Source organism: Enterobacteriaceae endosymbiont of Donacia simplex (assembly GCF_012568645.1).
Classification (GTDB): domain Bacteria; phylum Pseudomonadota; class Gammaproteobacteria; order Enterobacterales; family Enterobacteriaceae.
Window position 1 is genome coordinate 65,057 of record NZ_CP046192.1, and the last position, 12,989, is coordinate 78,045.

The 12,989-nt window shown below is 18.4% G+C and carries 12 protein-coding genes; 8 read left to right on the forward strand and 4 right to left on the reverse strand.

Translation table 11 applies throughout. The annotated features are described in order from the left end of the window. Positions 1 to 149: 149 nt before the first annotated feature. Together GJU00_RS02285 and truA are read right to left on the reverse strand one after the other, a co-directional pair. Positions 150 to 281: a hypothetical protein gene (locus GJU00_RS02285; protein ID WP_281351900.1), complete on the reverse strand. Its 132-nt coding sequence runs from the start codon at positions 279 to 281 to the stop codon at positions 150 to 152. A 284-nt stretch (positions 282 to 565) separates the two neighbouring features. Continuing rightward, positions 566 to 1,393: a tRNA pseudouridine(38-40) synthase TruA gene (truA, locus tag GJU00_RS00345; protein ID WP_168893342.1), complete on the reverse strand. Its 828-nt coding sequence runs from the start codon at positions 1,391 to 1,393 to the stop codon at positions 566 to 568. 153 nt (positions 1,394 to 1,546) lie between these two features. On the opposite strand from truA, the gene GJU00_RS00350 reads away from it, so the two are divergent. From GJU00_RS00350 to lipA, 3 genes are all read left to right on the forward strand, one after another. Next, positions 1,547 to 2,761, forward strand: a complete 1,215-nt coding sequence (locus GJU00_RS00350) for a serine hydrolase (protein WP_168893343.1) — start codon at positions 1,547 to 1,549, stop codon at positions 2,759 to 2,761. A 44-nt stretch (positions 2,762 to 2,805) separates the two neighbouring features. Further along, complete coding sequence (gene lipB / locus GJU00_RS00355) at positions 2,806 to 3,438, forward strand: lipoyl(octanoyl) transferase LipB (protein WP_168893344.1); 633 nt, start codon at positions 2,806 to 2,808, stop codon at positions 3,436 to 3,438. A gap of 83 nt (positions 3,439 to 3,521) precedes the next feature. Continuing rightward, positions 3,522 to 4,391 (forward strand): lipoyl synthase, encoded by an 870-nt coding sequence (lipA, locus tag GJU00_RS00360; protein ID WP_168893345.1) that lies wholly within the window; start codon positions 3,522 to 3,524, stop codon positions 4,389 to 4,391. A 185-nt stretch (positions 4,392 to 4,576) separates the two neighbouring features. Here the strand turns inward: lipA and cspE are convergent, their stop codons facing one another. Then, entirely contained in the window at positions 4,577 to 4,786 is a 210-nt protein-coding gene (cspE, locus tag GJU00_RS00365; RefSeq protein ID WP_168820769.1) for a transcription antiterminator/RNA stability regulator CspE, read from the reverse strand. Positions 4,787 to 4,997: 211 nt separating this feature from the next. Here cspE and GJU00_RS00370 point away from each other — a divergent pair, with 211 nt between their 5' ends. The 3 genes from GJU00_RS00370 (at position 4,998) to GJU00_RS00380 (ending at position 8,860) form a co-directional block, all read left to right on the forward strand. Then, positions 4,998 to 5,771: an enoyl-ACP reductase FabI gene (locus GJU00_RS00370; RefSeq protein WP_168893346.1), complete on the forward strand. Its 774-nt coding sequence runs from the start codon at positions 4,998 to 5,000 to the stop codon at positions 5,769 to 5,771. A gap of 133 nt (positions 5,772 to 5,904) precedes the next feature. After that, positions 5,905 to 7,446 carry a Re/Si-specific NAD(P)(+) transhydrogenase subunit alpha gene (locus GJU00_RS00375; RefSeq protein ID WP_168893347.1) on the forward strand — a complete coding sequence of 514 codons (1,542 nt, stop codon included), beginning with the start codon at positions 5,905 to 5,907 and terminating at the stop codon, positions 7,444 to 7,446. A 13-nt stretch (positions 7,447 to 7,459) separates the two neighbouring features. Next, positions 7,460 to 8,860 (forward strand): NAD(P)(+) transhydrogenase (Re/Si-specific) subunit beta, encoded by a 1,401-nt coding sequence (locus GJU00_RS00380; protein ID WP_168893348.1) that lies wholly within the window; start codon positions 7,460 to 7,462, stop codon positions 8,858 to 8,860. An 87-nt stretch (positions 8,861 to 8,947) separates the two neighbouring features. Here GJU00_RS00380 and GJU00_RS00385 read toward each other — a convergent pair whose 3' ends face one another. Continuing rightward, positions 8,948 to 11,419, reverse strand: a complete 2,472-nt coding sequence (locus GJU00_RS00385) for an Rne/Rng family ribonuclease (protein WP_168893349.1) — start codon at positions 11,417 to 11,419, stop codon at positions 8,948 to 8,950. 342 nt (positions 11,420 to 11,761) lie between these two features. Here GJU00_RS00385 and GJU00_RS00390 point away from each other — a divergent pair, with 342 nt between their 5' ends. Next, entirely contained in the window at positions 11,762 to 12,700 is a 939-nt protein-coding gene (locus GJU00_RS00390) for an RluA family pseudouridine synthase (RefSeq protein WP_246208888.1), read from the forward strand. Between the two features lie 98 nt (positions 12,701 to 12,798). Then, on the forward strand, positions 12,799 to 12,978 hold the full coding sequence (gene rpmF, locus GJU00_RS00395; RefSeq protein WP_168893350.1) for a 50S ribosomal protein L32: 180 nt from the start codon (positions 12,799 to 12,801) through the stop codon (positions 12,976 to 12,978). The last annotated feature ends 11 nt before the right edge of the window (positions 12,979 to 12,989 follow it).

The window sequence follows — 12,989 nt, forward strand, 5'->3', positions numbered from 1 at the left end:
TAAAAAAAATCATTTTTTAAAATTAAAAAATAATTATATAAATTTCTGTCTATATTATTTTATGAATATAAAAAAAATGAAATTATTAAACATCCTTTAAATATTCCGAAAAATAATTCTAATATATTATTAGTATTTTTTATATGATACTAATTAGTAATTTTTTGATTTAAATATTTTTTAATAATATTTCTTGATATTAAAATTAATATAAAATAAATAGATAATAAAAAAATTTTTTTAAAATTAAAATTAAAATTAATTATTTCTTTATGTTTCATAAAGATAATATAATTATAATATTTTTTATATAAATAAAATGATATAAACTAAGTAAATATTGTAAAAATTTATTTTATAAATTCTCTAAAATAACTAAATATTATATAAAATAATAATATTAATATAAATTAATAATTAATAATAAACATATTTTTTACATAAATTTTTTGTTTATATGAAATTATTTGAAATTTAAAAAATTTTAAATAATTTTAAAATAATTAAAATAAAATGAATTATACAATTTATTTAAAATAAAATTTTCTTTTAATAAAAATTTTTACTAAATTAAATTTTTTAAAAAAAAATGTAAATTATAATTTATACTGGGAATATAAAAATGTTTTGGATATTCAACTTCTACTAAAAATAAACCATTTGGTTTAACAGTAGCTGCCGCTTTAGTCCTATCTTTCATTTTTATTAATTTTAATAACCAATCTTCTTTTTTATTACCAATACCTATTTCTAATAAATTTCCGACAATATTTCTAACCATATGATATAAAAAAGCATTAGCTTTAATATCAATTAAAATATAACTTCCATATTTTTTAATATTACAATGTAAAATTCTTCTATAAGAAGAACCAATTAATTTACTACCAGATCTAAAAGATGAAAAATCTTGTTCTCCTAAAAGATATTTCATTGCATTTTTTATTTTTTTTATATTTAAATTATAATTATATAAAGTAACTAAATTATTTAATACAGCAGGTCTATACTTATTATTATAAATAATATAAAAATATCTACGTGATAAAGCACTAAATCGAGCATGAAATTCTTTATTTACAGGTATTATCCAATTAATAACTATATCTTTAGGTAATAAACTATTTATACCTAAAATCCAAGATTTTTTTTTTCTAAAACTATATGTTTCAAAATGAACAACTTGTCCTAAACTATGTACACCAATATCAGTTCTACCAGCACAAAAAACTACTATATTATGATTTGCTATTTTAGAAATAGCATTTTCTAAACATCCTTGTATAGTATTTTTGTAATGTTGTTTTTGTTTTTGCCATCCATGATAATTAGAACCATTATATTCTACTCCTAATGCAAATCTATATTTTTTTATAAATTTAAAATTTACCATATTATATTTTAATTAATTTATATTTTTTATAATATTATATTTTACTAAAAATTAGTTACATTTTTAAAAAAATTATATAAAATAATATTTTAATAAAAAAAATTTTAATAATTTTAATAAAAAAATACATATTTATGTGTGAGTAAAAATATAATGAAAATATATAAAAAAAATAATAAATCTATTAATAATATATTAAAATTAATTATTATTGTATTTTTAGTATATTCAACAGTTATACATGCAAATGAAAATATATTTAATATTACATCTCAACCAAATATTGATGTTCAATCATATATTTTAATAGATTACAATACAGGTATTATTTTAACTGAAAAAAATTCGAATGAAATTCAAAAACCAGCTAGTTTAGTAAAAATTATGACTAGTTATGTAATAGGAAAAGCATTAGTAAAAGGAAAATTACATAGAAATGATATAGTTATTGTGGGTAAAAATGCTTGGGCAGCAGGTAATGATGAATTTAATGGTTCATCACTAATGTTTTTAAAAATAGGAGATCGTATTTCTGTAAAAAATTTAATAAAAGGAATTATATTACAGTCAGGAAATGATGCATGTGTTGCCATTGCAGAATACATATCTGGTAATCAACATAATTTTGTAAATTTAATGAATTTCTATGCTAAAAAAATAGGATTAAAAAATACTCATTTTAAAAATGTACATGGATTAGATGAAATAGGACAATATACGTCTGCAAAAGATATTGCTATTATGGGAAAATGTCTAATACGTGATTTTCCTTACGAATATTCTATTTATAAAGAAAAATATTTTACTTTTAATCATATTTCTCAAAAAAACCGTAATTTATTATTATGGGATAAAACATTAAATGTAGATGGAATTAAAACAGGTCATACTGAAAATGCTGGTTATAATATAATTGCTTCTGCAATAAAAAATAATATGAGATTAATTGTTGTTATTTTAGGAGATAAAACAGAACAAGACCGTAAAAAAAATAGTAAAAAACTATTAAATTGGGGTTTTGAAACATTTCGTACAATTAATCCAATAAAAAAATATCAGAAAATAGCTTCTATTCCAATTTTATATGGTAAACATAGTTACGTAAGAATTGGTATTAAAAATAATGTTTTTTTAACAATTCTTAAAAATCAAGAAAAGAAAATTAAAATTTTATATCATATTAAAAATAATAAAATTTTTGCTCCAATTTATAGAAATCAAATATTAGGTCATTTAACTTTCATGATTAATAATCACATAATTGGTAATTATCCATTAATTGCTTTAGAAAATATACCAAAAGGTAATGTTTTTGTTTGTTTTTTAGATTATATAAGATTATTATTAAGTAAATGGATTCATCAATAATTATTTATATTTTAAATAAAATACAACATTTCAGTAAAATATAAATGTATAAAAAAAAATTTATTATAAGAGATTTAGGAATAGAATCATGGAATACAACTTGTAAAAAAATGTATTATTTTAATTATATAAGATCTCTTAATACATTAGATGAAATATGGTTAGTTGAACATAATCCTGTTTTTACTCAAGGAAAATTATCAAAAGGAAAAGATATTCTATCTTATAATCATAAGATACCAATATTTAATACTGATAGAGGAGGAAAAATTACTTATCATGCTCCAGGACAACAAATTATATACATTTTAATTAATTTAAAAAAAAGAAAAATACAAATTAAATCATTAATTACTATTTTAGAACAAACTATTATTAATATATTATTATATTTTAATATTACACCTGATTATTCTTTTAATCATACTCCTGGTGTATATATTAATAATAAAAAAATCGCATCTATCGGAATTAAAATCTCAAAAGGATTTACTTCACATGGAATGTCATTTAATATTGACATGAATATGTTACCTTTTAAATATATTAATCCATGTGGTTTTTATAAATTAAAAATGACTCAATTAAAAAATTTTATTCCATATATAAAAAAAAATATAATTAAAAAATTATTAATAAAAGAATTATTATCATTAATAAATGATATTCAAGATTAATTAAATTTATTTTTTTTTTAAAATTTTTCTTTTATAATATTAAATATATTTTTTAAATATATAATTTATGAAATTTATATAATATGAAACAAAAAATTTTAAAAAAACCTAATTGGATTAAAATTAAATTTTCAATAAAACATGTTAATAAAATAAAAAAAATTAAATCTATTTTAAAAAAAAATAAATTATATTCAGTTTGTGAAGAAGCATCTTGTCCTAATTTAATAGAATGTTTTGGTAAAGGACAATTAACTTTTATGATTTTAGGTAATATATGTACAAGAAATTGTCCATATTGTGATGTAATTCATGGCAGACCAAAAATTAAATATAATAAAAATGAAGCTTCTAATTTAGCTAATATTATTTTTAAAATGAAATTAAAATATGTTGTTATTACTTCAGTTAATAGAGATGATTTACATGATGGAGGTGCAAATCAATTTATTGAATGTATAAAAAAAATACGTAAAAAAAATTCTAATATTAAAATAGAGATTTTAGTACCTGATTTTAAAAATTGTATGGAAAAAGCTTTAAATATATTTAGTTATTCATTACCTGATGTTTTTAATCATAATATAGAAACAGTGCAACGTTTATATTATAAAATACGTCCTTCTGGTAAATATAAAAAATCTTTAATGTTATTAAAAAAATTTAAAAATTTATTTCCTAATATTTTAACTAAATCAGGTTTAATGGTAGGTTTAGGAGAAACAAGAAAAGAATTATTTAATACTATAAAAGATTTAAAATATAGTCAAGTTGATATTTTAACTATAGGACAATATTTACAACCTAGTAAAAATCATATACCTGTTTATAAATATATTAGTTTAAATGAATTTGCACAAATTCAAAAAGAAGCAAAAAAACTTGGTTTTAAAAAAGTCATATGTGGTCCATTTATTCGTTCTTCATATAATGCAGAAAAATTTTCTTTTTAAATTTTATATAATAAATATGCCTCTGATAAAATTTAAAAATTTTATGTTTAATTATTTAAAATTAATAAAGTAATTAAAATTTTTTATTTATTTGTTAAAATAATAAATATTTAAAATAATTTTAATAAAATAAATTTTTTTCAGAGGCATATTTTATTTAACCTTTTCTTACTAACTAACGAAATTTAAAGAGCAACAACATTAGCAGCAGAAGGTCCTTTGGCTCCGTTAGTAATCTCAAATTCTACTCTTTGGCCTTCGGTTAATGTTTTAAAACCACTACTTTGAATTGCAGAAAAATGTACAAAAACATCTTTACTACCATCTTCAGGAGTAATGAAACCAAAACCTTTAGATTCATTAAACCACTTAACGTTACCTTTAATCTTGGACATCAATTATTACCTTTACATAAAAATAGACACTAAATTTGTGTCATTTAAAAGTACATCAATTAATAATACATTTGTCTAGTGAAACAAATCAAAAAAGTGAGAGATATCGAGTTTTTAAATATTTTTTTAAAAAAATATTTAATTTTTTTATTATTATTAATAATTTTGTTAAATTTATTGATAAAATTTTGATTATTTTAGGATTAAAATTATGTGTTTATTATTAGGAAAAAAAATATTAATTACTGGTATTTTAAATAAATTATCTATTGCATATGGTATAGCTCGTGTTATGCATAAGCATAAAGCAAATTTAATTTTTACATATCAAAAAAAAAAAAATAAAGATAAAATAGAAAAATTAGTAAAAAAAATGACAAAAAATCCTATTATAAAATGTGATGTATCTAAAGATAAAGATATAAAATCTCTATTCTTAAAAATATCTAAAATATGGAATAAATTTGATGGTTTTGTTCATTCTATTGCATTTACTCCTAATAATACTTTAAAAAAAAATTTTATTCAAAATACATCTCGTTTAGTATTTCAAATTTCTCATGAAATTAGTTCATATAGTTTATTAGGTATGGTAAAAGAATGTGTTAATATATTAAATAATAAATCTTCAATTATAGTATTAACTTATTTAGGATCAAGACGTGTTATACAAGATTATAATATAATGGGATTAGCAAAAGCTTCATTAGAAGCTAACATCCGTTATATAGCCTGTAATATTGGTAATAAAAATATTAGAATTAACGGTATTTCTCCAGCACCAATCAGAACAATTGCATCTTCAGAAATAAAAAATATTTACCAATTAATAAAATTATATAAAAAGAATAGTCCTTTATCAGAAAAAATTTCTATAAATCATATAGGTAATGTAGCTACTTTTTTAGCTTCTGATTTATCTTTAGGTATTACAGGAGAAATAATCAACTTAGATTCAGGATTTAACATAAAAATAAATTATTAATCATTTATTTTTATATTAAAATAAAAATTTGAAAAATAAATTAATAAATGATAGTTTTTAATTTTAAATAAATATTTTTTATTTTATTTAATTTTATTAAATAAATAAATTTTCTTATATTCAAGGAATAAATATGATAATTGGAATACTAAAAGAAAAATATTTAAAAGAAACTAGAATAGCAATGACTCCTTTAAATATTAAAAAATTAATAAAATTAGGATTTAAAGTATATGTTGAAAAAGATGCAGGTAATCTTTCTTATTTTAAAAATCAAGATTTTATAAATGAAGGTGCAAAAATAGTAGAAAATAAAAAAATTTGGGAATCAAATATAATAATAAAAATTCATCCTCTTGATATAGAAGAAATTAAATTAATAAAAAATAATAGTATATTAATTAGTTTTATTTGGCCAAATAAAAATAATTTATTATTAGAAACTTTAGCAAAAAAAAATATAACTACTATTGCAATGGATACAGTACCTAGAATTTCTAAAGCTCAATCTTTAGATGCATTAAGTTCAATGAATAATTTATCAGGTTATAGAAGTATTATAGAATCTATAAATTTATTACAAAGAACTCCAAATGGACAAATAACAGCTGCAGGTAAAATATTACCAGCAAAAATAATGGTTATTGGAGCAGGAGTAGCAGGATTATCAGCAATAGGAACCGCTAAAAGTTTAGGAGCAAAAGTAATTGCTTTTGATAAAAGAAAAGAAGTAAAAGAACAGATTCATAGTATGGGTGCTGAATTTTTAGAATTAAAATATTATCAAGAAGATAATGATAATGAGTATCAAACATTATCTTCAAAAAAAAAAATACAATTAGAACAAAATTTTTTTAATAATATTGTAAAAACAACAGATATTATAATTACAACAGCCGTCATTTTGAATAAAAAAGCACCTATTTTAATCACGAAAGAAATAGTTAAATTAATGAAACCAGGTAGTATTATTTTTGATCTTGCAATTGAAAGTGGGGGTAATTGTGAATTAACAAAAATTAATAAAATGATTATTACAGATAATAATATTAAAATATTAGGATTTACTAATTTACCTAGTAAACTAGCTCCACAAGCTTCTCAATTATATAGTACAAATATTGTTAATTTAATAAATTTATTATCTAAAAATAATTTAGGTAAAATTAATATTGATTTAAAAAATGAAATTATTAGAAATATGACTATTGTTTATAATAGTAAAATTATTTGGCCTGCACCAGAAATTAAATTAAAAAAAACAAAAAAAAACATAGAAAAAAATAATGATTTTAAAAATAAAAAAAATATTACAGAAAAAAAAACATGTTTTTTTAGAAGTAAATATTTTTCATATATTATAGGACTATTTTGTATTTATTACATAACACAATCTGTTCCACATGAGATAATACCACATTTTATTATTTTTTTATTATCTTGTATTATAGGATACTATGTTGTATGGAATGTTGATCATAAATTACACACACCTTTAATGTCTGTGACTAATGCAATTTCTGGTATTATTATTATTGGATCTATATTACAAGTAAATAGTGATTATTATACTATAATTATGTTTTCATTTTTAGGAACTTTATTATCTAGTATTAATATTTTTGGTGGTTTAACTATTACTCAACGTATGTTACAAATGTTTCGTAAAAATTAAGGAGAATCTATAAATGTTTGATAGGTCATTAATATTTATATATACTATATCTGCAATATTATTCATATTAAGTATTGCTAGTCTTTCAAAAAAAAAAACCTCTAAAAGAGGTAATTTACTTGCTATTTATGGAATGCTTATTGCTATTATTATTACTATATTAAAATCATCAATAAATAATATAGGTTTTGTATTAGGAGCAATTTTTTTAGGTTCAATTATAGGTATTATTATTTCAAAAAAAATTGATATGACTAAAATGCCTCAATTAATTGCAATATTACATAGTTTTGTAGGATTAACTGCCATTCTTGTTGGATTTAATAATTATTTATTATTAATTTATAATAAAATTTTATTTTATAAAAATATTCATATTCAATTAATAGAAATATTTATTAGTATTTTTATTGGTTCAATAACTTTAATAGGTTCTATTGTTGCTTTTAGTAAATTATCAGGATTTATTAAATCAAAAACTTTAAACTTAAAATATAAAAATTATATACATATTTGTACTTTAATCATATCATTTATTTTTATGATGATATTTTTAAAAACCCATAATATAATATTACAAATTATATCATTAGGATTAGTCTTTTTAGTTTCACTAATATTTGGTTTTCATTTAATAATGAGTATTGGTGGAGCAGATATGCCTGTAGTAATTTCAATGTTAAATTCTTATTCAGGATGGGCAGCTGCATCTTCAGGATTTATGTTAACTAATGATTTATTAATTATAACTGGAGCATTAGTTGGTTCTTCTGGTGCTATACTTTCATATTTAATGTGTAAAGGTATGAATAGATCATTTATTAATGTACTTCTTGGAGGAAATAATAAATTTTCTCATAAAAATGTTATTACAACAAAAAAAAATATACAAAATTTTAAAAAAATATCTATTGAAAATACAGTAGAAATGTTGAAAAATTCTAATAGAATTATTATTGTTCCTGGATATGGATTAGCTGTATCTCAAGCACAATATCCACTTTCAGAAATAGTAAAAAAATTACGTTTATTAGATATTATCGTAAAATTTGCAATTCATCCAGTAGCAGGACGGTTACCTGGACATATGAATGTATTATTAGCCGAAGCTAATATACCATATGATATAGTATTAGAAATGGATGAAATTAATAAAGATTTTATTAATACAGATACCGTATTAGTCATAGGTGCTAATGATACAGTTAATCCATTAGCTCAAGAAGATATTGAAAGTCCTATATCAGGTATGCCTGTATTAGAAGTTTGGAAAGCTAATAATATTATCATTCTTAAAAGAAGTATGAATCAAGGATATTCAGGAATTAGTAATCCTTTATTTTATAAAGATAATAGTTATATGTTATTTGGTGATGCTAAAGATATAATAAATAAAATTTTAAAAATTATCTAATAGTAAAGTTTACTCATTGTATATAAATAAAATACTAGAGTAAACTTTATAATTTATTAAAATAATATATTTTTTATATAAAAAAAATTATGGTCTTTTTACTGGAGATGTAGCATATCTTTTAGCTGCATGTCCTCCTGCACCTTTTTTATTTTTCGAATTAAATGATGAATTGATTAATTTATTATTAAAATAATTTGTAAAATTATTGTGTATTTTTTTACCATTTGGTAAAATATAATTTTTATATATTTTTTTTTTTGTCAAAAAATGATTATTTTTAATTTTAAAATGATTTTTATTAACAAAATCAGGAATAATTATATTTGTTTTAGATATTAAATTTTTTTTACAATGTAATTTTACTTTATCTAATATTATTTTATTAATTTTAACAGGATTTTTAAATTTATTAAATTCTATTTTATTTTCTATAGAAAATTTAGATATATTGTTTTTTTTATTATCAGTAAAAATATTACTTTTTTTAAAAATATTTTTGATATATTTTTTTTTATTAAAATAAGAGTTTTTATTTATTTGTATTTTTAAAAATTTTTTTAATTTTAAATTATTAAAATTATTTTGATTATTTTTTTCATTTTTATAGATTAATTTAGCATCTAATTTTACTGGTTTTAATGTATTTTTTATTATTTTTAAATTATAAATTGGCACAGTTTTTTTTTTATAAAAATTTAAAATTTCTTTTTCTTTATTTAAATTTATTTTATTTAAAGAATTATTAATATTTTGAGTTAAATTATTTTTTTTATTATAAAATAAATATTTATTAAATATATTTAAAATAATTTTATTTATAAATATTATTTTTTTGATAAAAAAATTTTTAAACTTCTTTAAATAAATCTTTTTTTTTTTTGAAAAATTAAATAATTTATATTTTTTAAAAAAAGAATGATTTTTTTTATCTATTATTGACTGATTATATACTTTTAATGTTTTAAGTCTAATATCTTTATTAATTAAAATTTTATTTGAAAATTTATTTTTAAAATAACGATAATTATTAATATTTAAATTTAATTTATTAATTTTTTTTATAAAAAAATAAACATTTTTTTTATCTTCTCCATGTTTAATTCTTAAAATAGAATAATTAGGTGTATTTAATTTATCATTAGGAATGATAAATGTTCTAATTTTTCTATTTTCAATTGCATTTACTACATTTCTTTTTTCATTTAATAAATAAGATGCTATTTTCACAGGAACTATAGCATATACTTCTTTTGTATTTTCTTTAAAAGATTCTTCTTCTATTAATCTTAAAATAGATAAAGATAAAGATTTACTATTTCTTAAATTACCATTACCTAAACATCTAGGACATAAATAATAACTAGATTCTTTTAAAGATGATTTTAATCTCTGACGTGACATTTCTAATAATCCAAATTTTGAAATATTATTTATTTGAATTTTAGCTCTATCTTGACGTATATTATATAATAATCTTTTTTCAATAGTTTGTTTATTTTTTAAAAGAGACATATCAATAAAATCTATAACAATTAATCCGCCTACATCTCGTAATCTTAATTGTCTAATAATTTCATCTGCAGCTTCTAAATTAATATTTAATGCTGTTTCTTCAATATCTATACCTTTAGTCGCTTTAGAAGAATTAACATCAACTGATGTTAATGCTTCTGTAGTATCAATTATAATTGATCCACCTGAAGATAATTCAACTTTTCTTTGAAAAGCAGTTTCAATTTGTGATTCTATTTGATAATGACTAAATAAAGGAATAGTTCCTTTATATAACTTAATTTTATGTTTTAAATCTGATCTTCCTAAAATATTAATATGTTTCTTAGCTAATTTTAATATTTTAGGATTATCAATTAAAATTTCATTAATATCTTGACATAAATAATCACGTAATGCTCTTATAATTATATTACTTTCCTGATATATTAAAAATGGGGCAGATTTATTTTTAGCTATTTTTTTTATTATTTCCCAATGTTTTAATCTAAATTTTAAATCTAATTTAAATGTTTCTATATTTTTTCCTAATCCAGCTGTACGAATAATTAAACTCATATTACTGGGTAAGTATAATAATGATAAAATTTTTTTTAAATATTTTCTATCATCACCTTCTATTTTTCTTGATATTCCACTTGAATTAGGATTATTAGGCATTAAAACTAAATAGCTTCCAGCTAAACTAATAAATGTTGTTAATGATGCTCCTTTATTACCCCGTTCTTCTTTATTTATTTGTACAATAATTTCTTTACCAATTAATAAAGAATTTTTAAAATTTAATTTATTATATAAAATTTGATTAGATAAATATTCTTCTGTAATTTCTTTAATTGGTAAAAAACCATGTTTATCTACTCCGTAATCTACAAAAACAGCTTCTAAACTTGGTTCAATACGTGTAATTTTACCTTTATATATATTAGATTTTTTTTGTATATTATTGGAATTTTCTATATCTAAATCATATAACCTTTGTCCATCAACTAAAGCAACACGTAGTTCTTCATGTTGAGTAGCATTTATTAACATTCTTTTCATAATGACTTACTCATGTATTTTTTTATAAATTAATTAATATTTTATATAAACATATAAAATTATATAATAAGAAAATTATATTTAATATTTAATGAATTGAATAGGTTAAAAACTAAAATATCAATTATTTTATAATAAAATATACTTTATAATTATGTATATTTTATAAAAATTTTATAAAAAATTATTTACTAAAATAATATTAACATAAATTTTTATTTTCAAATAATGATTTTATATGAAAGAATATTAAAAAAAATTAAATATTATTATATTTTTTGATAATTTTTAATTATATTAATATAATTATTAATTTATTTTTATAAATATTTTTTTGATATTATGTACAAAATAATAATTGTTTCATCTATTATTGATATACAGCGAATTGATAATTTTTTAATAAATAAATTTAAAAATGTACCTAAAAGTATGTTATATAGAATGTTAAGAAAAGGAAAAATAACAGTTAATAAAAAAAAAATACTACCTAATTTTAAAATTAAATCTCAGGATATAATAAAAATTCCTAATATATATATAAATAAAATAAAACCAATTAAATATAAATTAACTTTAAATAAAATAAATTTTTTAAAAAAAACAATTATTTTTGAAGATAAATATATTTTAGTTATAAATAAACCTTCTGGTATAGCAGTACATGGCGGTAGTGGAATTAACTATGGTATTATTGAAAATTTTAGATGTTTATTTAAACAAAAAAAATTTTTAGAACTTGTACATAGAATTGATAAAGAAACCTCTGGTATTTTATTACTAGCTAAAAAAAGATCATCATTAAAAATGTTACAAAAACAGTTAATGGAAAAAAAAATAATTAAAGAATATATAGCTTTAGTTAAAGGTAATTGTTTTGAAAAAAAATATATTTATATTAAAAATTTTTTATTAAAAGATTTTTCAAATAAAAAAATTAAAGTAAAAATAGATAATAAAGGTAAATATGCAGAAACTAAGTTTAAAATAGTTAAAAATTATAAAAATATTATGTTAATAAAAATTAATCCTATAACAGGTAGAACACATCAAATTAGAGTTCATATGTCTCATTTAAATTTTCCTATAGTTAACGACCAAAGATATGGTGATGATAATTTAAATTTTCAATTTAAAAAATATTATCATTTAGAGAGATTATTTTTACATGCTAAAAGTATTACATTTATACATCCAAAAAATAATAAAAAAATTAAAATTTTTGCTCCATTAAGTAAAGAATTAAATAATTGTTTATTAAAACTAAAATATAATAAATAATATTGCAAATATAAATAAACATATTTATAATAAAATTTATTTTAACGATATAATATAAAATATTATTTTATAATACAAAAGGTATATAAATAAATAATATGGCTGTACAAAAACATAAAAAATCAAGATCTAAACGAAATATGAGACGTTCTCATGATAAATTATCTAATAATAAAATTTTATTAATTAATAAAAAAACAGGGAAAAAATATTTATATCATCATATGACTGATGATGGTTTTTATAGAGGAAAACATATCATTAATAAGTTAAAATAAATATTTAATAT

Bases quoted from the DNA above. Each gene is read 5' to 3' on its own strand.
- GJU00_RS02285 (WP_281351900.1), bottom strand. From the start codon at position 281: ATGAAACATAAAGAAATAATTAATTTTAATTTTAATTTTAAAAAAATT.
- truA (WP_168893342.1), bottom strand. From the start codon at position 1,393: ATGGTAAATTTTAAATTTATAAAAAAATATAGATTTGCATTAGGAGTA.
- GJU00_RS00350 (WP_168893343.1), top strand. From the start codon at position 1,547: ATGAAAATATATAAAAAAAATAATAAATCTATTAATAATATATTAAAA.
- lipB (WP_168893344.1), top strand. From the start codon at position 2,806: ATGTATAAAAAAAAATTTATTATAAGAGATTTAGGAATAGAATCATGG.
- lipA (WP_168893345.1), top strand. From the start codon at position 3,522: ATGAAACAAAAAATTTTAAAAAAACCTAATTGGATTAAAATTAAATTT.
- cspE (WP_168820769.1), bottom strand. From the start codon at position 4,786: ATGTCCAAGATTAAAGGTAACGTTAAGTGGTTTAATGAATCTAAAGGT.
- GJU00_RS00370 (WP_168893346.1), top strand. From the start codon at position 4,998: ATGTGTTTATTATTAGGAAAAAAAATATTAATTACTGGTATTTTAAAT.
- GJU00_RS00375 (WP_168893347.1), top strand. From the start codon at position 5,905: ATGATAATTGGAATACTAAAAGAAAAATATTTAAAAGAAACTAGAATA.
- GJU00_RS00380 (WP_168893348.1), top strand. From the start codon at position 7,460: ATGTTTGATAGGTCATTAATATTTATATATACTATATCTGCAATATTA.
- GJU00_RS00385 (WP_168893349.1), bottom strand. From the start codon at position 11,419: ATGAAAAGAATGTTAATAAATGCTACTCAACATGAAGAACTACGTGTT.
- GJU00_RS00390 (WP_246208888.1), top strand. From the start codon at position 11,762: ATGTACAAAATAATAATTGTTTCATCTATTATTGATATACAGCGAATT.
- rpmF (WP_168893350.1), top strand. From the start codon at position 12,799: ATGGCTGTACAAAAACATAAAAAATCAAGATCTAAACGAAATATGAGA.